The organism is Nostoc sp. (assembly GCF_036917155.1).
In the GTDB taxonomy this organism is placed as follows: domain Bacteria; phylum Cyanobacteriota; class Cyanobacteriia; order Cyanobacteriales; family Nostocaceae; genus Nostoc.
Genome location: NZ_JBALDZ010000243.1, coordinates 1 through 21,472 on the forward strand (window position 1 = coordinate 1; position 21,472 = coordinate 21,472).

Annotated in this window: 18 protein-coding genes and 4 pseudogenes; 15 read left to right on the plus strand and 7 right to left on the minus strand. The window is 41.0% G+C overall.

What is annotated here, in order from left to right:
* Nucleotides 1–473: 473 nt before the first annotated feature.
* On the plus strand, nucleotides 474–2,384 hold the full coding sequence (locus tag V7K67_RS32805; RefSeq protein ID WP_335170157.1) for a cytochrome-c peroxidase: 1,911 nt from the start codon (nucleotides 474–476) through the stop codon (nucleotides 2,382–2,384).
* Between the two features lie 1,244 nt (nucleotides 2,385–3,628).
* Here V7K67_RS32805 and V7K67_RS32810 read toward each other — a convergent pair.
* On the minus strand, nucleotides 3,629–4,993 hold the full coding sequence (locus tag V7K67_RS32810) for a serine/threonine-protein kinase (RefSeq protein WP_335170159.1): 1,365 nt from the start codon (nucleotides 4,991–4,993) through the stop codon (nucleotides 3,629–3,631).
* A gap of 590 nt (nucleotides 4,994–5,583) precedes the next feature.
* Between V7K67_RS32810 and V7K67_RS32815 the strand changes: the two genes are divergently transcribed.
* Together V7K67_RS32815 and V7K67_RS32820 are read left to right on the plus strand one after the other, a co-directional pair.
* Nucleotides 5,584–6,090, plus strand: a complete 507-nt coding sequence (locus V7K67_RS32815; protein WP_335170161.1) for a hypothetical protein — start codon at nucleotides 5,584–5,586, stop codon at nucleotides 6,088–6,090.
* 62 nt (nucleotides 6,091–6,152) lie between these two features.
* A pseudogene (locus tag V7K67_RS32820) lies at nucleotides 6,153–6,308 on the plus strand (HU family DNA-binding protein); the annotation flags it as partial.
* Nucleotides 6,309–6,702: 394 nt separating this feature from the next.
* Here the strand turns inward: V7K67_RS32820 and V7K67_RS32825 are convergent.
* The gene (locus V7K67_RS32825; RefSeq protein ID WP_335170163.1) at nucleotides 6,703–6,966 is read right to left on the minus strand and encodes a hypothetical protein; all 264 of its coding nucleotides are present in this window, start codon (nucleotides 6,964–6,966) and stop codon (nucleotides 6,703–6,705) included.
* An 88-nt stretch (nucleotides 6,967–7,054) separates the two neighbouring features.
* Here V7K67_RS32825 and V7K67_RS32830 point away from each other — a divergent pair, with 88 nt between their 5' ends.
* The 5 genes and pseudogenes from V7K67_RS32830 to V7K67_RS32850 all read left to right on the plus strand — a co-directional run.
* On the plus strand, nucleotides 7,055–7,246 hold the full coding sequence (locus V7K67_RS32830; RefSeq protein ID WP_114081252.1) for a hypothetical protein: 192 nt from the start codon (nucleotides 7,055–7,057) through the stop codon (nucleotides 7,244–7,246).
* Between the two features lie 175 nt (nucleotides 7,247–7,421).
* On the plus strand, nucleotides 7,422–7,697 hold the full coding sequence (locus V7K67_RS32835; RefSeq protein ID WP_334733626.1) for a UBP-type zinc finger domain-containing protein: 276 nt from the start codon (nucleotides 7,422–7,424) through the stop codon (nucleotides 7,695–7,697).
* A 124-nt stretch (nucleotides 7,698–7,821) separates the two neighbouring features.
* Nucleotides 7,822–8,310 carry a TIGR00725 family protein gene (locus V7K67_RS32840; RefSeq protein WP_334733625.1) on the plus strand — a complete coding sequence of 163 codons (489 nt, stop codon included), beginning with the start codon at nucleotides 7,822–7,824 and terminating at the stop codon, nucleotides 8,308–8,310.
* Nucleotides 8,311–8,473: 163 nt separating this feature from the next.
* Nucleotides 8,474–8,926 (plus strand): annotated as a pseudogene (locus V7K67_RS32845) (DUF1392 family protein).
* A 350-nt stretch (nucleotides 8,927–9,276) separates the two neighbouring features.
* Nucleotides 9,277–9,523 (plus strand): annotated as a pseudogene (locus V7K67_RS32850) (transposase); the annotation flags it as partial.
* 130 nt (nucleotides 9,524–9,653) lie between these two features.
* On the opposite strand, the gene V7K67_RS32855 reads toward V7K67_RS32850, so the two are convergent.
* The 4 genes from V7K67_RS32855 to V7K67_RS32870 form a co-directional block, all read right to left on the minus strand.
* Complete coding sequence (locus V7K67_RS32855) at nucleotides 9,654–10,481, minus strand: FecR family protein (protein WP_334733624.1); 828 nt, start codon at nucleotides 10,479–10,481, stop codon at nucleotides 9,654–9,656.
* An 18-nt stretch (nucleotides 10,482–10,499) separates the two neighbouring features.
* The gene (locus tag V7K67_RS32860) at nucleotides 10,500–10,874 is read right to left on the minus strand and encodes a hypothetical protein (protein ID WP_334733623.1); all 375 of its coding nucleotides are present in this window, start codon (nucleotides 10,872–10,874) and stop codon (nucleotides 10,500–10,502) included.
* 93 nt (nucleotides 10,875–10,967) lie between these two features.
* The gene (locus tag V7K67_RS32865) at nucleotides 10,968–12,854 is read right to left on the minus strand and encodes a CHASE2 domain-containing protein (RefSeq protein WP_334733622.1); all 1,887 of its coding nucleotides are present in this window, start codon (nucleotides 12,852–12,854) and stop codon (nucleotides 10,968–10,970) included.
* A 1,523-nt stretch (nucleotides 12,855–14,377) separates the two neighbouring features.
* The gene (locus V7K67_RS32870; RefSeq protein ID WP_335170167.1) at nucleotides 14,378–15,100 is read right to left on the minus strand and encodes a phospholipase D-like domain-containing protein; all 723 of its coding nucleotides are present in this window, start codon (nucleotides 15,098–15,100) and stop codon (nucleotides 14,378–14,380) included.
* A gap of 429 nt (nucleotides 15,101–15,529) precedes the next feature.
* Between V7K67_RS32870 and V7K67_RS32875 the strand changes: the two genes are divergently transcribed.
* From V7K67_RS32875 to V7K67_RS32905, 7 genes and pseudogenes are all read left to right on the plus strand, one after another.
* Nucleotides 15,530–15,709: a hypothetical protein gene (locus V7K67_RS32875; RefSeq protein WP_335170169.1), complete on the plus strand. Its 180-nt coding sequence runs from the start codon at nucleotides 15,530–15,532 to the stop codon at nucleotides 15,707–15,709.
* 375 nt (nucleotides 15,710–16,084) lie between these two features.
* On the plus strand, nucleotides 16,085–16,741 hold the full coding sequence (locus tag V7K67_RS32880; protein ID WP_334732968.1) for an inorganic phosphate transporter: 657 nt from the start codon (nucleotides 16,085–16,087) through the stop codon (nucleotides 16,739–16,741).
* Nucleotides 16,741–16,860, plus strand: a pseudogene (locus V7K67_RS34675) (inorganic phosphate transporter); the annotation flags it as partial. The gene V7K67_RS32880 and the pseudogene V7K67_RS34675, both read left to right, overlap by 1 nt.
* Before the next feature lie 23 nt (nucleotides 16,861–16,883).
* A complete protein-coding gene (locus V7K67_RS32890; RefSeq protein WP_334732970.1) occupies nucleotides 16,884–17,048 on the plus strand; it encodes a hypothetical protein in 165 nt (54 codons plus the stop codon).
* A 1,347-nt stretch (nucleotides 17,049–18,395) separates the two neighbouring features.
* A complete protein-coding gene (locus V7K67_RS32895; RefSeq protein ID WP_334732971.1) occupies nucleotides 18,396–18,950 on the plus strand; it encodes a zinc-binding dehydrogenase in 555 nt (184 codons plus the stop codon).
* A 344-nt stretch (nucleotides 18,951–19,294) separates the two neighbouring features.
* Nucleotides 19,295–19,681: an ester cyclase gene (locus tag V7K67_RS32900; protein WP_334732972.1), complete on the plus strand. Its 387-nt coding sequence runs from the start codon at nucleotides 19,295–19,297 to the stop codon at nucleotides 19,679–19,681.
* 106 nt (nucleotides 19,682–19,787) lie between these two features.
* Nucleotides 19,788–20,420: an NAD(P)-dependent oxidoreductase gene (locus V7K67_RS32905; protein ID WP_334732973.1), complete on the plus strand. Its 633-nt coding sequence runs from the start codon at nucleotides 19,788–19,790 to the stop codon at nucleotides 20,418–20,420.
* A 111-nt stretch (nucleotides 20,421–20,531) separates the two neighbouring features.
* Here V7K67_RS32905 and V7K67_RS32910 read toward each other — a convergent pair whose 3' ends face one another.
* Nucleotides 20,532–21,218: an alkaline phosphatase family protein gene (locus V7K67_RS32910; RefSeq protein ID WP_334732977.1), complete on the minus strand. Its 687-nt coding sequence runs from the start codon at nucleotides 21,216–21,218 to the stop codon at nucleotides 20,532–20,534.
* Nucleotides 21,219–21,472: the final 254 nt, after the last annotated feature.

The window sequence follows — 21,472 nt, forward strand, 5'->3', positions numbered from 1 at the left end:
TGGAGAATGGTGCTTGGTATGTTTAGCATTCAATTTAAGACGTTTGCAGGTTTTGCTAGGAAATGCTTCTGCCAGTTCTCCGACAACCTGCTAGCAATCTAATTGGTATACAAAGCAGGTAAAAAAACTTGCATCTAGCAGTAGTGAAAAATTAAAGTTGCCTCGCCATCGCCCAGAACGACAATTCAGTAATACCAAACGAATGAATATTAATAAATTTTAAACTTCCTCGTAAGTGTATAATTTTGTTGTTTGTTATTTTTCTGATAAAAACTATGGGTATAATCCCTATGTTTGGCTTAATAGTCTTGATTACAGGCTTGTCCCTTTGCTTGCTACTGACCTCAAAAAGTCGATTTGGCCTGAAATCTGTGGTGACAAAAATAAAGCGCCAAGAGTGGAGATTCAGAGATAGCAAGTTGAACTACCTGAGATCAAGATTTTCAAAGACTATAACAATTGCTGCCATGATCATGGCAGCAGTAATAGCTGGAAATACTGTATCAGCACAGGTGACAGCGCCGCCTCTAGCTTCGCTCAAAAGCGTATCGGTTCCGCAGCCTGACAATCTTGGAGACTTCGTAAAAGACAAAGTAGCCGCGATTAAGTTAGGAAAGGCTCTGTTTTGGGATATGCAGGTTGGCAGCGATGGACAGACCTCCTGTGCTAGTTGTCACTTTCATGCTGGAGCCGACAACAGATCCAAAAATCAGATCAATCCTGGGCTTTTGCGGATCAATGCCGATGGTACAGGGAATCCAGATACAGTTTTTGATTTAGGTGGCGCACCAAACTACCAGCTCAAGCCAGAAGATTTTCCCTTTCACAAGCTGTCCAGTGATTCTACGAGCGTTGTATCTGACCGTAACGATGTCAGTTCCTCTCAGGGGGTTTTCAATACGAAGTTTGTGGATGTGATACCTGGTAGTGCGGAAGACCAAGTAACAAACGAGCCAGATCCGGTGTTTAACGTGGGCGGCATCAATGTGCGCCGCGTCGAACCGCGCAACACGCCAAGCGTGATTAATGCAGCATTCAACTTCCGCAACTTCTGGGATGGAAAGGCACAAAACATCTTTAATGGGGTGAATTCCTTTGGTTTGAGAGACCCTTACGCCTCCGTAGTCAAGGCTGAAAAACCAAATCAGCTTGAATTTGTCAAAGTCAGTTTGAATAATTCGTCTTTAGCTTCCCAAGCGATGTCCCCGCCACTCAGTTCCTTCGAGACATCTGCGGATGGTCGCACTTTTCAAGAAATTGGTGATAAGTTCGGAGGAACAAGTAAGGGAAAAAAACTCCCCCGAAAACTTGCGAAAAAGTTATTTACTCTCAGACCGCTAGGTAAACAGGTTGTGCATCGAAACGACAGCGTTTTCGGTGCAGACAGTAGATGGCCTCAGCCCGGACTGAAAGATAGAACTTACGATCAGCTGATTAAAGATGCCTTCAAACCGGAGTGGTGGAAGTCTAATCAACTCATCCAAGTTGATGTTGAAGGTAGACGGACTTTTGTCAACAAGCGCGATCGCTCCTTGGAAACCAATGAGTATAGGCTGATAGAGTACAACTTCTCGCTATTCTTCGGGCTTGCGATTCAATTGTACGAGTCTACACTGATTGCTGATGATACGCCCTACGATCGCTTCTTGGAAGGAAACACCACCGCCCTCACCGAACAGCAGCAACAAGGAAACCAACTATTCAATGGCAAAGCTGGCTGCATCGGTTGCCATAGCGGATTAGAACTTACTAGTGCCTCGGTGAGCAGTATACAAAAGCAACGACTGGGAACTATAAACATCGGCAATCAAAGATTTGTTTTTGACAATGGCTTCTTCGGGATCGGTGTTAGACCTCCCCTAGAAGACCCTGGGGTTGGTGGTAAAGACCCATTTGGCAACCCGCTTTCAGAGCCGAGGGTCGCGGCTTTGGGGGAATTCCCACTACTTCTTGGTTCAAACCCCAATATTACAATTACCTCCAATGACATAGTAGTTGCAGACGGAAGCTTTAAGGCTCCCGGACTACGCAACGTAGAACTCACCGCCCCTTACTTCCACAATGGTGGCTATTTGACTTTGCCGCAAGTGGTAAACTTCTATAATCGTGGCGGAGATTTCCGCCAGGCAAGTGCCATCGCCCCTTTGGGACTAACTGAAGCTGAAAAAGATGACTTGGTGGCTTTCCTGAAAGGGCTTACCGATGAGCGAGTTCTCCATGAGAAAGCGCCCTTTGATCATCCACAACTGTTCGTTCCCAATGGACATCCGGGTGACTCTACACACGTTACCAATGACGGCACTGGTAAGGCTACAGATAGTCTAATGGAAATTCCTGCTGTTGGTAGAAATGGTGGTATTGGTACTCCAAATTTCTTGAACTAAGTAGGTCAGCATGAAGAGGGGGAAAGGGGAAAGGGAACCAGTGACTTAAAAGCTCTTGTTTCAAATAAAGACCGGAGCTTTCGGAGGCTCGCCTGGGCGTGGCTTACTTCTCTCTACGAGACGCCTTGGGCGAACGCACTACGTGGCGGGTATTATCTTCTTTTTTTTGTTCGACCTATTTAAGAACACTTGGCTGGTTACCTTGTGGGGAAAAGTTCTTTATTCCTACTTTTCCCCGCATTTCTCACAAGCTTGAAATGCTATTAAAAACTTTTAGCGTTAAACTCTCAAGGAATTTTGGTTCTTCGGTTATTTTTATGGAAAACCTGCTTCAAAACCCTTGAAAGGCTTACCCTGATATCGATTAATTTATGTCGTTTGGTGCGATCTATTCGTGGATCTTGTATCACCGCAAAATGGTCAGCAATCGTAATTTTGGGTTTGAGCTTCATAGAGAGGAGAATAAGAACGTAATTCTTCTTTCTGATAAATGTGAGAATACCACGTTCAATGAAGGGCAGCCGTCCTCACTTTCACAGCAGGCAGGGCAATGGTGTAACCGCCCAACGCGCTGGCGATCGCATAAATTGAGTTTTTCCTAGTGTGGTAAAACTTACTAGAGAAGAGCGGAAATCCTGTAATCTTGACCTTGTAGCGAAATAATGGTGTAAAAACTTGGCATGAAATTGTTTAAAACCAGAGCCAACATCGTTTGAAGTACTCGATTGTGTTCAAAAAAGATGCCCCTCGTGCGGGGAAGCAATGTGGAATGAATACAATAATCCTCGACATATAAGAACGTTAAACGGGGTAGTAGAACTACAACTAAAAATTCGTCGATGTCAAAATCAGTCATGTCTGCGGTATAAAAAAGCATATCGACCAGAGCAAGAAGGGTCACTCGCTCTACCACAGAACGAATTTGGTTTGGATGTGATTGCCTATATAGGAGCATTACGCTACCAGGAACATAGAAGTGTTCCTCAAATACACACTCACCTTGAATTAAAGGGTATATGTATAAGGTAAGCGTTCGGTCACGCACCTAATTGACAGATATGACGAGTTACTTTCTTTGTGGCTCACACTAGGTTTAAACTAAACGCTTCGGGCTACCCAATTTCCGGGTTCCGAACCAGAAGGTTGTGTTTTTATTTGCTCTATTGCGAACAGCAGTGCCACCGGATGATTCTGTAATTAAAAAAATGCTTTAGGCATTTAGATACGTGAACTCTATAGTGCATTCATTCAATCCCACTAACTAATCTACAAGCTGCTAGTTTTATAGCTAAAGCATTGGGGTATCGCCACGGTTGAGAACCACCAATCCAAATACGTGAGGGTAAATGACCGATTGGTGCTTTGAGACTAAAATCAAATTCCGAGTTGGCAGAAGTATAACTGTATATATACCAACCAACTTGATGACAAAAAATACCATAATCTCCATTGACGTTTTTATAAATAAGTGTCTGTACACTAAAACCAAAGCGTCCCTGACTGGAATTCACCCATAAATGGTCAATAGTCTGCAAATGTGGACAAGGAATTTTTTCAACATCACTACTAAATATATAACTACCTCTAGGCTTTGCTAGTGCTTGAGACATTAGTTCCCAAGTTTCTCGATCTGCTGATTGCCATTTTCCTTTTGCTAATAAACCACGCAAATGTGTGTAATTAATAGTACTTACTGTCTGACAATTAGAAATATTTAGCAATTTCTTAGGTTGTTGCTCTAGTGTATGCAATACTTCTGTTGCAGATTGGAAGCGTTGAGAAACGGCATTTTGTAAAAGTTTATCTAAGATTTCACAGAGGTGAACGCTAACAGTATTGTTTGCTGGTAAATGTTTTTGCCATACCCAGCAATCGTTAGTAATATCGAACAAATCAAAGGGAGAAACATTGGTGAGTAAGTAAATACATGTTACACCCAAACTGTACAGATCGCTAGCTGGTAATGCCTTTCCTCGCATTTGTTCGGGAGCAATATATTCTGGACTACCTACTATTGTGCCTGTATGAAGTTGCCTCGTATTAGTGGCGAGTTTAGCAACTCCAAAATCTATTAAAACTAAGTCTCCTCGAACCGAACGACGCATAATATTTTCCGGTTTAATATCTCGGTGGATTACTTGTCTGGAATGGACAAATTGGAGTGTGAGCAATAAACTTTTTAATATTTCCCAAATTTGCGGTTCTTGAAAAACACCTTGTTGTTGTAATTCCTGGGCGAGTGTTTGTCCATCTACTAATTCTTCGACGATATAAAACTTGTTATTTTGTTCAAATTGCGCTAGTAATTTGGGTATTTGAGAGTGTTCTAATTCATTAAGACGAAGTGCTTCCTCGTGAAATAATTTGACTGCCTTGTGCCAAATTTCAGTGTTTTCCTCTTGAAAATATAGCTGTTTGATTGCACATTTGGGTTGTTCTGGAAGATGTTCATCAATAGCTAAAAACGTTCTCCCAAAGCCACCGCGTCCAATGACAGCGAGTAGGCGATATCGCTGTTTGAGTAACAATTCCTGACCACAACTATTACAAAAACGAGAGATTTCAGAATTTTGCGGACGCAGGCAATCAATATTAGTACAATAGCTCATACTATAAGAGTTCTATTTGTTGCAATTAATATATATATAAAGTATTCCCATGCAAACGCCCCTTTCACTAAAAAAGATGACCTACTGGCTATTTCTTGGCAACCCCAGGCATCCGCGACTTTGAGCTTCTTCTGACAGCAGCCAACAGACATGGTTGCTGGTGATGGGTTGCTGAGTAAGGAAATCTGGGGATGGAGAAAGTAGCGACACCGGACAGCCCGTCGTAGACATCGCTCTTAAAGCAAAGCGTAGCCAATCGATTTTCTCTCTTACTGCCGAAAGTTCTGCTGATGTGGGGCGTTGCTAGGAAATCTGGTGTGAAGATTGGGTTTGGGAGCTTTTGTGTTAGAAAAGCTACTGCTGAGGGAAAACTGAAAACAAGACCCTGTTTTGAATAAACTAAAACTAAGAGGATTCATATTACAAATTATCGAGGTTTATTCTCAGTCAGCAACCTCAATCAACATGAAAGTATTACCCGACAATAGCTTTACGATTTTGACACCTGATGAACTGCCTATAGTTCTGCAACGGCTGAATGCACAAGTTGAACCGACAAAAGCATTTAGATTCTCTAAGATGCGACATTGGTGGGGCGAGATTTCCGAATTATTGCGAATGCTAATCATGAGCGCACAGGGGAAATATTTAACCCACAAAAATTGTTGACGGAGATTTTTAAGAAACCTTCCCAAATCAAAACCAGCGAAATTGTTACCTGGGAAGAATTAGCCAAAGAGAATCCTCCTTTGCCACCAAAATTTAGAGGGCAAGAAGCCTTAATTCGCTACACAGTTACAGCAGTAAAAGATCCACAAAGTCATCAGGTTATCGCTGCTTTGTTATCTGGGGATATTGTTAATCAAAAACTACCTATTGTTACTGAAACCTTAGATGCAGAAGATGGTGGTTATAGTGCAGTTTATTTCCAATCTTCTAGAGGAGAATTGCAGTTAGCAACTGCTGCGATTGAGATGAATCATTTCCATGAAGACCAGAAAGGAGAAAAAACAAAATATTTACTAAATTTACCACTACCAACTACATCCCTATTGACAAGTGCGCTCGCCACAAAGAAGAAGATTTTCTCAAACTAATCGGTCAGAAGTTAGTAAAAATTTCTAACGTAGATTTGATAATAGGCCGGCGTTATCCAATGAAGATAACGCTCGTTGGTTTTGGGTCATTCGAGCGACGCGATCGCTCAGAGCGCGAGGGGCGTAATCCCAAAACCAATGAGCCAATGACAATTCCGGCGACCAAAGTGCCTGCATTCTCTGCTGGGAAACAGTTTAAAGAAAAAGTAGCGCCATAAAGCATAAGTAAGCCACCCTACCCAAAAGGCTGGCCCCACCGTTCCCAGTTCTCCTTATTAAATGGACTGCGCCACTTCAAAATAAGGTTCAACTCCAACTCTTGCCGTGTGCGTCGATCAACCGGAGCATCCCACCAAAATGCGGCGTTGACTGCTGGAGAGTAACCCATAGCGATAATGTAAATCCTGGTAGCTGGCGATGTAATCTTTGCAGGCGTGTATACCCTGCCATCGCTTATTAGAGCGGCACGTTTCGCCCACGTACAACATAAGAGAAGCTGCCGAGTCTATGATGAAATACAGACAAGCTGACCCAGGGCTATCAATTGGCATTCGATAAAACGACATTGGCAAAAGAAAAAATCAGTGCTGAACGGTACAGACAAGGTGAGGATTATGTGAGTATAAGAGACAGCAATCGCACTCTCTTTAGTTTCGGCATAGTACCAGTATATTGCCTGTTCCAAGCGATCGCTTGTTGGCTAACTTCTTGCTCAATCAGTGCCAATGGAAACAAAGGTAATAATTCATCTGGTGTAATTGGCTTACCAGTACCAGGATTTAAAACTGGTGGTAAGGCTTGTGGCAAGTCAGCTTGGATGTTGTACCAAGCTTTTGGCATTTGGTTTTCAGTCAGAACATATTTAATCGTGTCCATATAATTAGGTGATGCACAACAGTAAAATTGTACATTTACGATTCTCCAAGAAAAAAGTTAACTTTTATTGTTCTTCAAGAGGTTAGTTATGACAAAAGAATATATGGAGTCTTTAGAGGCAATTGTTGATCAATTAACATTAGCCGCAGTTCTAGAAATGTTAGAACGAATCAGTCATAAAAAAGCAGAAAATCTCAGAAATCATTGGAAAGATGAGGCTTCTGCAAAGCTGTGGGATAAAGCTGCTAGACAGATAGAACAGATGAATATTGATGTTTAATTAAAAATTTGGTTGTATTGCAAAGCTGTAGCGTTAACTTACAGCCCTTCTCAATACAAGAGGCGCTGTTCACATTCGGGCATTCTCTGGCAGGCGTTGGCGCAGCCATCGCTGTATTAAATAGAAGTTTCTCTGCACTAATCTATACTCTGATTAACGTGTCATTCAAATTCCTATGAGTTGCGAACATTTAGACAATCTAACTACAGAGACTCTGATTTCTAAAGCAAACTACCCAGTATTTCGTTGTGAAGAGTGTATCCTAATGAACAGTCGTTGGGTGCATCTCCGTATTTGTCAAAGTTGCGGCAAGATGCTGTGCTGTGATTCTTCTGTTCATCAACATGCCCGACGGCATTACGAGGAAACTGGACATTCAGTAATTAGCTCGGCTGAGTTAGGAGAACAGTGGTTATGGTGTTTTTTGGATGAGCAGGCAAAAAACTACTAAAGTGAGGCAAAGGTGCTTCACTGCCTTAAAAAGGCGATTGCTATCTTCCTAACGCCTCAGCCAATTGCCCTTTTATGGAGAAAGCTTTGACTTTTTGCCCAAAACCAGTATCATCTGAAATTTTATGCGAAGAATTATTATTGGGGTTATGGGTCATGGAGAAAATGCGACAGCAAATGATTTACAAGATGCTTATATATTAGGTCAATTGATTGCCAAACAAGGATGGGTTTTACTCACTGGTGGTAGAAATGTAGGGGTAATGGATGCAGTAAGCAAAGGTGCAAAATCTGCTGATGGTTTAACTATTGGTATTCTTCCAGGTGAAAATCAGGATGGTATGTCCTCTTGGGTGGATATTGCTATTTTCACAGACATGGGTAATTCTAGAAACAATATTAACGTTCTTACCAGTGATGTGGTAATTGCTTGCGGAATGGGTGCAGGAACCGCTTCAGAAATTGCTCTAGCTTTGAAAGCAAATAAGCAAGTAATTTTGTTGAATAATGATGAAGAAAGTAAACTTTTCTTTAAAAAACTGTCGCCAGAAAATGTTTATATTGTAGAGAGTGTGGAGCAGGCTCACGCTACTGCCAAAACAATTTTATCTTAGTTACGAATTAGTAAATCAGTAAAGTCTTCTCAAATTGGGAGGCTCTCGAATTGATTGGGTAGAAATTCCCATCTGTTGCGTTAGCTTCCCGAAATTTAAATTATATTCCGGATCGGGCTGCTCCAAGAGAGTGTATGTATAAAAAAGAGAACTACATTCCCAGATGATTAACCAAATTACCGCTTTAGAATCCTGTTGGCATATTTCTCCTGAGTGGGGTCAGACCATGCCTCCCCATTCAGTGAAAATGTTAGAAAAAGTTTTGTTGCCAATCTCAGACTTGTCAGGCTACTGCTGTGGTGTTTTGTGGGAAAGACAGCAATGGATTTATGCAATTGTTTGCTAGAGTGAAACTCTCTACTTAGCTGAACAAGAATTTCATAGAACAAATCTACTAGAAAAGTCCACTGTTTCTACTCCAGCTTTTAAATTGGGGGATATAGTTGAGGTTGATTTCGGTGAACAGCCGACACGCCGTATTATTCAAGGAATTTTTAGCCTCAAAGATAATTGGCTTTATGGGGTAGAGTGGCGCTCTCCAATTTTAGAAGAAGTGTCTGCCCAAAGCAGAACAATATGGCTTGCTGATGTTGATTTAGTCAATGTCAGTGTATGACGATTATCAGTTGCGACAAAAGAGCAGCACCAAGTTATACCAATTCGCAATACAACTCTTGGAGAGGCTACGCCCTAAGCGTAGCTATGCCGCAGGCTTTACGGCTGCGCTCAGTACAAGGGGAGCTTTTTCGCCCATTCGCAATTAAGAAACTTAGATGCAGCAAGACTTTCCTAATTTACATCTGTTGCCTCATTTTGGAGAATTGGTATTAACTAACAATTTGGGTTATTAATCTCAAGTTGCTGGTTTTATTAGTTACTTTTAATTAGTTGTCTGGGAATCATAAGTATTATATAGTGATTATTACTACAAATGCTTCCGAAAATTCCCTTTGTTGCAATTAGCGTTCTGCTTATAACGGTGACAAATTTGCTCTTGCTGTTTGGCTGATGATTCAAGCTCGTGTCGAGGTAATGCATCGCACGGAACCCAAGTTTGAGGTGTTATCCAAGCGTTGGGTGGTTGAGCGAAATGCGTGGATGGTTCAACCAATATTATCGTCTCAGTAAGGATTATGAACGTCTGACTGAAATGAGCGAGGCTGCTATTTATGCTGTCATGACTCGGATTATGTTGCGTCGTCTCGCCGTTTAAAGATTGACTTTATAAATGGTCTCTTAATTGCTGGAATTTATAATTATGATCTTCAAAAAGCTAATTAACTTGAAATTTTCCTAGCTTTACATAATACCACAAAACTTTTTTGCAAGAGGTCTATTTTAGTTTAAGGAACTATCAGTTGATATAGTTGTTTTGTCCCTAACGGTGTTGACACTGTAGCTTCTACTTTGCGGTTAGAAGGTAAAGGAACAGTAATATCAAATCTGCCATTTGAATTAACATTTTGAGGCTGTTGATTAATTAATAGTAGATTTACCGGATCGACAGTACCAACAATCTGGACTCGTCTACCTCTAGCTAGAAGTTGACTAACATTCAAACGAGTATCTTCTCGCAAAGGAACTGCTGGTGAGGGTGGTTGTCCAGGGATAGTCAGATTTTGAAATCCACCTTTTACCAGCACTGTTTGTCCTTGAGCAGAGGTAGCTACTGCTCCTTTTTTAGTTCCAACACCCATTTTCCCGTCATTTTGAACGCTCACGCCAAACTCAGTCCCTCGGACTCCAGCAACTCCAGCCGGGGTTTTAATTTCTACACGAGAGGCATTATTAGTTAGGGGACGAACTTGTAGGTTTACTTGGCCAGACAGGACAAGTAATTCTGTAATGCGTTCGCCTTTGTTGCCTGTTTCCAGCTTTTGTACGGTTACAGTTGTGTTTTCAGAAACTTTAACAAAACCAGTACCTACATCAATTCCCAAGACTACACTAGAACCTTGTTTGGTGGTGATGGTATCACCGACTGATTGTAATCGCATTCCCTTGTGGACTGGTTGAGATGTTTGTCCACGGGAATAAATAACTTGTCCGATGGGGCGGCGTACTTCTAGCCACTGATCACTCTTTACCCTCAATGGATCAGCCGCTAAAGCATGAATTGCCATAACTAACCCAACCATAACCAGCATCAAACCTGCCCACCAAGCTTTCATAAAACTTTCTACCTTTACTCAATGGAAATAGACGACTCTTGCATCTAACCCGTGGGATCTCAACACAGAAGATAAACATTCCGCTTCATGCCTATTTGCAGATCCTCCAGCATAGACATAAGCACCAAGCCTATGCTGTGCTAAAAATGCGTCGGTAACATAGTGTCTGACAACATTTAATAACTGCTCTGATTGACCGGGAACAACAACTACATAAGGACGATTTGGTACTTTCCCAATGACGATAACATCACTCTGTCGGAAACTATTAACAGAATTGCTAACTTCTGGCAACCTTTGAGAAATACATGGGGGTGGTTGTGTCCTACCCTTACATAACAGGGTATTCCATAATACAGTTGTGATTATTCCTGCAATTAGATATCTATTCACTTACTTATAATATTTTACACTTTAGAGTCTATCTGGAAATTATTCAGTTATAAATTGACTAATGTAAACTTTTAAAGTTTCTACTGTCGCTTTTCAATACTTATTTATTGAATCCACTGAGCTTTTAATCTCAGTTACAGAATAAATCATAGTCAGTTTTTGCCTTCCTCGCAGTTTTAACTCTTGCACTTTTTGTGTATAAAAAACATCCTTGACTAACTGGTATGTTGTCTCACTAACTAAAATGTTATTAGGATTTCCTTCTTGCGTATTTTTATTGAGTTGTTCCAAACGAGCAGCAATATTGACAGCATCTCCTAATACAGAATAGTTTAATCGTTGAGATCCGCCAACACTACCAACAACTACTAAACCTGTATGAATACCGATACCAATGTGAATAGCAGGTTGACCAAGCTGTTCCAGTTTTTTATTTAATAGTATTAATCTTTCCTGCATAGCTATGGCCGCAGAGACAGCATTAATGGCATCTTGCTGGATTTCTTCTGTTTGGGTGTGGGGAAAGGGAATGCCAAAAACAGCCATAACAGCATCACCAATGTATTTATCAATTACTCCATGATGCTCGTGAACACATTCAGCCATTGCCCCCAGATAGGTGTTTAACCAGTTGAGTAAATCTCGTGGCTTCATCCCTTCAGAAATTGTGGTAAAGCTGCGGATATCGCTAAATAAAACCGTTACTACCATTTCTTTGGCATCTAATTGACCGTTTTGGAAAATTTCGGTGCGATTTTGCCAGATTAATGCTGCTGTCTCCTGAGAAACGTGACTAGCAAATAAACTCATCAATTGTTGTTTTTCTTTTTGTTCTTGCCACTGCACACTCAGCCCAGCTAAGAGAATAGTACCAATGGGTGCAGCAGTGGGCAACCAAAAATTAGTAGTTGTCAGGGCTAATACTGATAAACTAAACCAAATTAGGGGTAGTAGTCCTAGTAGCAGAATTCGTTGGTAAAATTTTTGTGGTGTTAGTATTATGGTTCCCATAATACCTAGAATAAGTAGTAGCAAAAGTTCAAATTGCCAAGGCAATCTTCGCAGAAATCGCTGGTTGAGTAGATTATCTAGGACTGCGGCGTGTATATAAATACCAGAAGTGGGTACTGTTTGCTCGAAGGGAGTTTTGAGAGGATCGTTTGTACCAGTAGCAGTTAACCCAACTAAGACAATTTTGTTTTGAAGTTTGGCTAGATCTATTTTTTTCTGTAAAACATCGGCAAAGGAATAGGTGGGGATTTTCTGTGTTGGTGCTACCCAGTTAATCCAGACGGATTTTTTGTTCATTCCTGATTGCAGAGATGGAATGGTAATCAGAGATTTTTGGTTTTTATTTGTGTTTGCTGTGAAGGTGTGTTGCACACTATTGTTGTATGTTTCTAGTAACTTAATACCCAGAGAAGGGACTTGATCGATGTAGAGAAAATATTGCCGAGTGATGCCGTCAAAATCAGCATTATTGGCTATGTGTCCTTTACTAGTGACACGATCTAAAATTGCCACAGGATGCAGGGTTTGTTGCTGTAGACTAGGGGCAACTGCTAAGACAACTGTACCGTTAATTGCCATTGCTTCTGCTAGTTCAGCATCATGATTTGTGGGTTCGGTAAAAAGAATATCAAAGCCAATCGCTGTGGGAGGGGTAGCTTCTAGGGTTTCTAATAATTGAGTATAGCGATCACGTGATAAGGGGAACTGCCCATATTCTTGTAATGTCCGATCATCAATACCAATTACTGCTATCCGTTGATCCCAACTAGAATGCGGTAGATAGTTACGGGTGCGGAAGATTAAGTTAAATCCTAATAATTCCAAGCTATTCCAAGCACTTACTTGCCATAATCCCACTGATAAGAATGCAGTTAGTACTCCAGGAAAAAGTGGATATTTTTCTAATATAGAGTTTTTGAGGGATTTATAAGTATTTCGTAGAGATTGTAACCGGAAATTTAAAGCCATTTGATGAGAGTCTCGTCAGAGATGTATTTATCATATCGCTTAGGATGGAGAATAGGGAAGAGTAAAAGAATGTATGGGGGTAGTTTTTATAATTAATCATTTCCATAAATGCAAATACCCAAACTTTTATAGCCTGGGTAAGTAGTTAGGCGCAATTAAACTTAACTAATGCCGAGCATCATAGTTTAGTTTCAAACCAAATTTAGGCAAGTGGTTTATTGATATATGTTATAGAGTAACGTAATTTTTAACAAGGTTAAACTGGCTTCATAGTTGATAGCAATTCTGCTCGCTGCACTCATTCGTTGTTCTTGAGTGTAGACATTTATCTTGCATATTTATTGAGGGAGAAAGCGGTTGCCGTCGGCAACCGCTTTCTCACCCTTAAAATGATTATCATTTTTATTAGCTGTATATTTTATTCTCTGGAAGTCCCTTATAGCTTGACAGGTAGCGGCGTGAGTTTACCTGCGCTTTGTTTGCAGTTAATAGGTAACTGCCTGACTAGGATTGTAAAGATTATTTGCTTGAGGAAAGAATTATGGTAGTGTTCATGAATGAGTTAAGAAAAGAAAGAGCAAAAAATAGAGAGGCTAGAACAAGAGAATCTTGCACTGCGGGAAAAGATAGCAGAGCTAGAGAGGGGTTTAGGGTTAGATAGCCAAACCAGTTCAAAACCATCGTTTTTTAGCTTGGGTTAGGGAGCCTGTATAAGATAAAGCTGCTCTTTCTAATAGAGCAGCATTAATATTAATCTATACCTCATTTTTCGATCCAATTAAGATCCGTTTGGCTACAGTATTTGGTATTCTATTAGTATTTAAACACAGCATTTGAAGATAGGGTAAGCGCATCTCAAACCCTATTGACACGGTAGTTTTGGGGTTCAACCAAAGCACAAATAAGTTCAAAATTACTACACTGAGCCAAGGGGTGGGATTGACATTTTCGTATTTATGTGGCTGAAAATATAAAAAGCTATTTGACCCATGTTTTTTCAATCATTTACGACAAATCGTCCTATTTTGAACGAAAAATTGATATTTAGATAGAGTTTAAAGCTTTTTGTCTGTATCAAGCGCTACAAAATTAGATGCGCTTACCCTGCATTTGAAGAGATTGTCTCAGTAAAAAGTCCTCCGCAAGCCGAAAGTCAACTTCGAGCAAGGGTGATATTAAGAAGTCATTAGTTAACTCTTAAGCAATTCTTAATTGGTCTAATTTTATCATGACGAAAGCCTCTGTTACTGAGTTAGAGGTTGCCTGCGAACGCTCTTCTTTTGAGGATATAGGAAAACAGCATAATGAAATATTCTGATTTCACTCAAGAAAACTCGGCCATGCTTCTAATTGACCATCAAGTTGGGACGATGAAGCTGATCAAAAACTTACCTCTGACAGAGGTAGAAAAGAATACTCTAGCACTTGCAAAAGTGGCAAAGGTGCTTAACATACCTGTGGTTTTGACAAGTAGCCAAGAGGATCGGTTTCAAGGAAAGCTAATGACTACTCTAGCAGAATTGCTAAGAGAAGCTTATGAGGTAAGAGTTAAACGTGCAGGTATTGTAAATGCTTGGGATGATGTGGTCGATAGTCTGACCCTCTCCTGGGGAGAAGGCGAAATCAACTTCTGTAGAAGCAATATAAACTTTACCCGTATCCCCAACACCCGTGGTCTTGATATTGCCACTGACCCACAATTCCTGAAAGTCAGTTTCATAGTATGAGCAAAGCTGGGGGGAAGAAATTTGCAATATATTGTTGTCTTGGTAAGTCCAAGCATCGTCTGTAAAGTTGGCTGAACCAGTCCACAAAGTTGCTTCACTGGTATTCACATCTCGGATGACATATTTATTATGCATCAGCTTTGAGCCAGCAATGCTCTTTATTTCAACTTGAGTTCCCTCAAATACACTTTCTAGGAATGCTTTGGTTCCTTTCGGTGCTGGATCGCTACCACTAGCGATAAAGGCATCAACTGTTTTAGTTTCAGGTTTTCCATGATCAAAAGCAATTCGGACTTTGACACCTGCTTGGGCTTTGTTCTTAAGTGCTGTAATTACGGGTTCTGCAAGGGTTGATTCCGTTAAACGAAAATCATAGATTGCAATGTGCAGATTTGACTTTGCTCCATCAATAAACTCAGCTAATTGTTCTGCAATCGAAAGTGGTTGCCCTTTCTTTCCACCATGATTTACATCTATTAAGAAAGTCGGATTAATTGCTGAACTCACTTTTTTCGACATAAGTCAGTCCTGTTTGAGTTATTTGCTTTTACTGTACTCCAGATTGATGAAGTAGTTTGAGAAATAAGTGAATTAAAGATATTAAATAAATCTGAAGTTTATCTAAAAACCGGAGAGATTAATATTTGTTTATCAGGAATTTAAGCTAAGTTTAAGCAGAGGAGTATAGCGGGTTAATTTATTTGGTTATACCGCTCGCTACAAGGATATTTACAGGCTGAATGCCTTTATTCAAACATCTCTACCAATAGGAGAATTCAAAGCGATATCAAAAAGTGTTGCTCTCCTTTTTTGTGGGTGGAGTAGTGGGAAGATTGTTAGGATGCAAAGATTGTCAACATCTTTCACTAAATATTTAGCCGCAATTAGTAGATTTGTAAATTTGTATCTTATGTATACTTCTGAGCTGTTACTACTGTTCAAGAGCAATTGAAAGCGATCGCTCCCCAGTTTGGCTATAATCCTACGGATACAACATATATTAAAAAATTTCGCAACCCTGTACTAAGTTACTTATCTGCCGAACGCTTGCTAATTATTTATGGTAATCGTGGGCTTGATGGTGTAATTGCAGAAATCCGAAAGCTTAATCAGAAAAAGATTATCTAGCGAGTCAATATTACCATTGTCCAGTGCTTGCCAATGGACTCGTCTGACGACAAAGCTAATCAAATCATATTTCACTAGTTTTAAAATTGTGTTTTCTACCGGAATTTTAACAGAATTTTCAGCACTATTACTTATTGAAAAATTATTATTTATCTTAATTTATCACTGATGGGGTTGGGGGATATTCAAAATATTAAATAAAACGTTAACTGAACGGTATTGCAGTCTATCTCTAGAGTGAATTTGGGTCAGCTTGATTTAATTTGTACCTAGCTTAAAAAAAGCTTAACTTCATTTTAATATTCGCTTAAATTACAAAACTTGCTTGAACAGTATTAATGAATGTTACATATTGCCCAATGTGGATAATATTATATGGAGTTGTTTGGAGAGTCGATAACAGTAGGTACTGTTTTCTTTCTAGTGTTGGCGGTGGGACTGGCGCTGTTTTTTGAAGCGATCAACGGTTTTCACGATACGGCTAACGCAGTTGCAACAGTCATCTACACTCACTCGTTAAAACCATCCTATGCCGTCGTCTGGTCGGGGGTTTGGAACCTGATTGGTGTGATGCTCTCAGCCGGGACAGTCGCTTTTGGGATCGTGGCGTTGCTGCCAGTTGAGTTGGTAATTAATGTTGGTTCGGGTCCTAGCTATGCAATGGTCTTTTCTCTTCTGATCTCAGCCATCATTTGGAATTTCGGAACTTGGTTTTTGGGATTACCAAATTCGAGTACCCACGCCTTGGTTGGAGCGATTATGGGAGTTGGTTTAGCGCATTCAGTAATCTCGTCAGGCCATAGTTTAAGCCAGGGCATCAACTGGGAGCAAGTCAAGCAAGTTTTCATCTCTCTGCTGATTTCGCCAATTATCGGATTTTGCGCCGCAGGACTGCTACTATTACTAGCCAAGGCGCTACTCAAAAAGCCACAGTTGTACCAGCCAGCAGATCAAAATATTGGACCGCCACCTTGGATCAGAGGTTTATTAATCCTGACCTGTACTAGCGTCAAGGCGCTGCTGCTGAGATAGTGGCAGCCGTAACAATTGGTACTCTTGATCGCTTTGGGCTACCAGTCAGTACCACACACGTATTGTCGTCTGGTGTGGCAGGTACAATGGCGGCCAATGGTTCTGGTCTACAAGCGAATACGATCAGGAACATCATACTTGCGTGGGTACTGACACTGCCAGCTTGCACGCTGCTTGGTGCTTCGGTGTTCTCGGCAGCATTTTATCTCGTCCTGCATTCTGGCTTCGGCGTGGGATAGGTCAATACCGTCAATACCTTTGCCAAAATAAGGGCAAATATTTGCCCATTGGTGTCAACTTCAGCTGAAATCTCGTGACTGCATGAGTTTTGCCCTCACCCCCATCCCCTCTCCCAATTTGGGAAAGGGGAGCAAATTCTCCAGTTCCCCGAATCCCAACATGGGATTCGGGGTTAGGGAATGAGGGCAACTCTAGAACACTTGCTAAACCTAAGTTTTACACTAAGTTGACACCAATGATATTTGCCCAGCCCATACATTAAACCTGTTGCTACCCTTGAACGATGAAGTCATTAGCCGTCAAAGTGGACGCACCAGTCAAAGTCGCAAATTGACCGCATTCCCTTCTGCCAACTGAGCCTCCTGCCCTCTGCCTTTCCCGATAAACTAGAGTAAGTTTATAAACAAAACTAATGATAAAAGATTAAAATTTAGTTAATTAATGTTTAATATTCTGGGAAAATTCTTCTCCTCTGGTGTAGAGTGACAAATTCAGTCGCTCGGTTTTGGTTTTCGCTCTTTTGTCTTTGCAGTTTTTTCAGTTCAGTTTGGGAGAGTTCATTTGACTTCACTAAGTGGGAATCACAAAACTACAAGAAATTATAAATATAGGACTCCGATTTGATTTGGGAAAATATACTGAGACTGAAAAGCCTGTTTGATTGGGGTTTTGTCTAAAATCTTGTTCAGAAATTAGATATGAGTCCCATAGCAGGTCGCATTCTAAGGAAAAACTGGATTGGTTATAATTCTGGCGAGATAGTTCAACAGGCGCTCACGATCTCAAATCCCACCCCGGAAATAGCCTTCATCGTGAATTAAAGGGTTTAAGACCCCTACATCTATATGATGTAGCACCCATTTCAGTCGGGGTTTAAATCCCCGTCTGAAATGTCTTTAATTTTGAATTTTGAATTTTGAATTTTGAATTGTTAACTTCTGTCCCATCTTGGTGACGTAGGGTAACAGACACCCGATTCTCATCTGGCTCAAATGCGATCGCTATTAACCCAAGTTGCGGGTTATCGAGTGATGTGTGCTTGTCACCCCTCAACAATTTATGCGATCGCTTTATGCCCAACCGCCTTCAGCAAGTCGTCGATGATAGCATAGACAGTAATTATTTCGTTTAGCATCTTCCCCTCCGTTTTTATTCCTGGAGGGGATTTTATTGCCTTTTTGACACCAGTTCACCAGTCTGATTTTGTAACTGGCAACTTGGGTTATTAGGGATTTTAACTGAAAAATAGATCAAATTTGAATTAACGTTCCTTTAATCTCAACCCCAGTAATTAAGATCCGTTAGCTGATTTTTTATAAAGATTTAAATTTGACTTAATGTTAAGTCAACACAATTCTGGTAGGAATGTAGAAACTTCAGTTAATCATAATAAAGATAAAATCATGAAAGCATATTGGCAAAAGCCACAGCCAAAGAAGTGGTACTAGTGCATGGAGCAAGTGGTAGTGTAGGCAGCGCGGCGGTTCAACTGGCAATAGAAGCAGGATTGACAGTGATCGGAACTGCTGGCTCAGTTGCCGGAATAGAATTAGTCAAAAGTTTGGGCGCACATTATGTTTTTAATCATCGACAGCCGGACTATCTGAGCCAGATTCGAGAAGTAGCAAATGGCATCGACATAATTCTAGAAATGGCTGCCAGTGCAAATCTGACTAAAGATATCAGTCTGATGAATCCAGGGGGACGGATTATTGTTATTGGTGGTGGAGAGAATGTAGCAGTCGATCCAGTAGCAATTATTGGATTAGGAATCAGCATTATTGGCGTGCGGTTGTCGCTTATGGATAACCAGACGAATGAAAATATTCATGCTGCTCTTTACCAAAGTTTGTCCAAGGGTTCATTACGTTTGATTGTTGACCAAGAGATTCCATTGGCAGAAGCAGCACGCGCCCATCACGAAATTGAGCAGCCAGGTTCTTTAGGTAAAATTTGCCTAATCCCTTAACATGATGACACCACCACTTTCCCTACACCGCAACTAACCAATCACACACCACTGATTTACAGCCGGTAGCAAAGTTAACCCAAACCGGGAGCAACGCGAAAAAGTGAGATCCTCGTGAAATAGGCTCTTGAGCAGAGAGAGCAGGGGAGCAGAGGGAGTATAGAGACAAAAATGAGTATTTTTTACTACCAAAAGAGATTGCTTATACACTTATTTCTTCCTCTTCCTCTGTCTCAAGAGCCTCCCCTGCAACGCCAGCCTCCCCTGCTTATCCGAGCAGTATTGAGTGTGGTAGGATGAGTGCTGTTAAACACTACAGGTTTTGTAGTAAAGGAATCACTTCGATGTCTACAGAACAAACGTTAGAACAAAATAAGAGATTCATCCGCAATCATTTTGAGGAATTTGTGAACCGCAAAAATTCTGCTGTTGCGTACCAGAATTTTGTAACTGATTTTGTAGACCACGATGAACCAGATGGAGAATCGGTCGGTCCGGAACCTGCTAAACGGATGATGGAAAATGTCTACATCAAGTATCCCGATATACATGTGACAGTGGAGGATATCATTGCTGAGGGGGACAAAGTTATGGTGAGGAACGTCTGGCGTGGAACCGATTCTTCTACGGGCAAGAAGATTGAATTCAAAGGTTTTGTGCTTTGGAAACTGTCAGACGGTAAAATTGTTGAGCGCTGGGCAACAATTACACCACCAACCGAAACCGATTAGGGAATGCTGCACAGTAAACCATTGGTAGTCGTCGCTGTTTATCTTGCTCGAATACAAACTCTTTTAATTGTTGAGAATTTCGTTTGACTAGCACAGGAGGAAGGCGGTGAAACTGGTAATATTTGGTCCAACTGGCATGATCGGAAGTCGGATTGTTGATGAAGCATTGTCACGGGCACATCAGGTAACTGCCATTACCAGAGATCCATCCCGATTTTCTATTTCCCATCAAAACCTGACGATTGTTGCTGGTAATGCCCTCGATCCTGCCAGCGTCGTTGATGTTGTTAAAGGTCATGATGCAGTGCTGAGTGCCATCGGGACGAGTGGTTCTTCAGTAGAAGTGATTGCAGACGCGGCTCGTTCTCTGATTGAGGGTTTATCACAGGTTGGAATTCGTCGCTTAGTTGTTGTCGGTGGGGCAGGTGTTCTTGAGGTTGAGCCAGGGGTTGAATTTGTCGATAGCCCCAATTTTTTTGAGGCGTACCGCCCTCTCGCCCTTGTTCATCGCCAGGCATATAATCTCTACAAAACTTCCGATTTAGATTGGACGTTTGTCTGTCCCGCGGCTGAGATTGCACCAGGGGAACGAACTGGCAAATTTCAAGTTGGGGCTGACCGCTTGCTGACCAACGAAAAGGGTGAAAGCCGAATTTCGGCTGAGGATTTTGCGATCGCCTTCGTCAATGAAGTTGAAACCCCCCAATATATCCATCACCGTTTAACAGTTGCCTACTAAAACCTGAGTTGTACTGTGGTTATTTATCAAATTACAGGTCAACAATGAAACTACCAGGCAGTTATAAAATTGTGAATGGTGAAAGAGTTGGTGTAGTAGATTATATCTTAATTATTTTTTCACAAATAGATTGGTCATTGGCTTAACTCCTTTAGCCGTGTCATTAGCAGAGTTTAAGTATTCATAGATGCCAAAAGCATCTTCAGTAGTTCGGAGCAATGAGTAGTGATTATAAGGTGTGTGATCTACAATGCCCCGTGAGGCGTGATTAGTAATCACAATCGTCGCAATGTGACCGCCGCCAAAGTTAGCGTGACTGTTAGGGTCAAAACCACAGCAACTTTGAATTTGGGCTTTATCAGGAGGATTACTATCTTCATCCCAGGTAATAATAATTGCATTATTGCCAGACTCAGCCCACAACTTAGAAGTGGTGATTTGATTAACAACTTTTCCAATCATCGTGTCGCCAGTTTGAATCAGTTTTTGCAATTGGGGACACTCTGCTAAACCGTGCATTTCATGACATTGGTTGAAGATGATGTGGCTGTAGTTGGGAACTTTATTACTTTTCAGGTCGGTAGTAAGTTGGTCAATCCCGACTATTTTACTGGGTAAGTTTGGGTCATCTTGCACTTTTTTAAAGTTCAGAAAACCATTATGTTTGACCGCATATAATTCACGATTGAGACTGGGAGCGACAACGGACTTAGAGCCTGGAGAAGGAATATCTTCAAAATACCCTTTCCAAGTCAGCCCCTTTTGTGATAATTGGTCGATTAAACTAAAAGAGGTAATGGTATGGTTGGCATAGTCAACTTGACGAGAGTTGTGGCAAAATTGCTGATTACTATTAGCAAAGCAATAGGTAATCGACCACGGGGCGATCGCAAATTAGAAGAAAGTAAAACCCATTGACATGAAAGAGTTAGAGGTCAAAAGAAGCAGACAGCAGACCCCTAGCTGTCTAATTGGTATTGAGAGTTTGAAACTCAAGCACAGTGAGAAGTTCTTGATGTTGATTAACTCATATCTTGTATTGCGCTGACTGG

What these genes read in the sequence shown, in the direction of transcription:
- V7K67_RS32805 (WP_335170157.1), top strand. Translation starts at nt 474, where the DNA reads ATGGCAGCAGTAATAGCTGGAAATACTGTATCAGCACAGGTGACAGCG.
- V7K67_RS32810 (WP_335170159.1), bottom strand. Translation starts at nt 4,993, where the DNA reads ATGAGCTATTGTACTAATATTGATTGCCTGCGTCCGCAAAATTCTGAA.
- V7K67_RS32825 (WP_335170163.1), bottom strand. Translation starts at nt 6,966, where the DNA reads ATGGACACGATTAAATATGTTCTGACTGAAAACCAAATGCCAAAAGCT.
- V7K67_RS32830 (WP_114081252.1), top strand. Translation starts at nt 7,055, where the DNA reads ATGACAAAAGAATATATGGAGTCTTTAGAGGCAATTGTTGATCAATTA.
- V7K67_RS32835 (WP_334733626.1), top strand. Translation starts at nt 7,422, where the DNA reads ATGAGTTGCGAACATTTAGACAATCTAACTACAGAGACTCTGATTTCT.
- V7K67_RS32840 (WP_334733625.1), top strand. Translation starts at nt 7,822, where the DNA reads ATGCGAAGAATTATTATTGGGGTTATGGGTCATGGAGAAAATGCGACA.
- V7K67_RS32855 (WP_334733624.1), bottom strand. Translation starts at nt 10,481, where the DNA reads ATGAAAGCTTGGTGGGCAGGTTTGATGCTGGTTATGGTTGGGTTAGTT.
- V7K67_RS32865 (WP_334733622.1), bottom strand. Translation starts at nt 12,854, where the DNA reads ATGGCTTTAAATTTCCGGTTACAATCTCTACGAAATACTTATAAATCC.
- V7K67_RS32870 (WP_335170167.1), bottom strand. Translation starts at nt 15,100, where the DNA reads ATGTCGAAAAAAGTGAGTTCAGCAATTAATCCGACTTTCTTAATAGAT.
- V7K67_RS32880 (WP_334732968.1), top strand. Translation starts at nt 16,085, where the DNA reads ATGGAGTTGTTTGGAGAGTCGATAACAGTAGGTACTGTTTTCTTTCTA.
- V7K67_RS32900 (WP_334732972.1), top strand. Translation starts at nt 19,295, where the DNA reads ATGTCTACAGAACAAACGTTAGAACAAAATAAGAGATTCATCCGCAAT.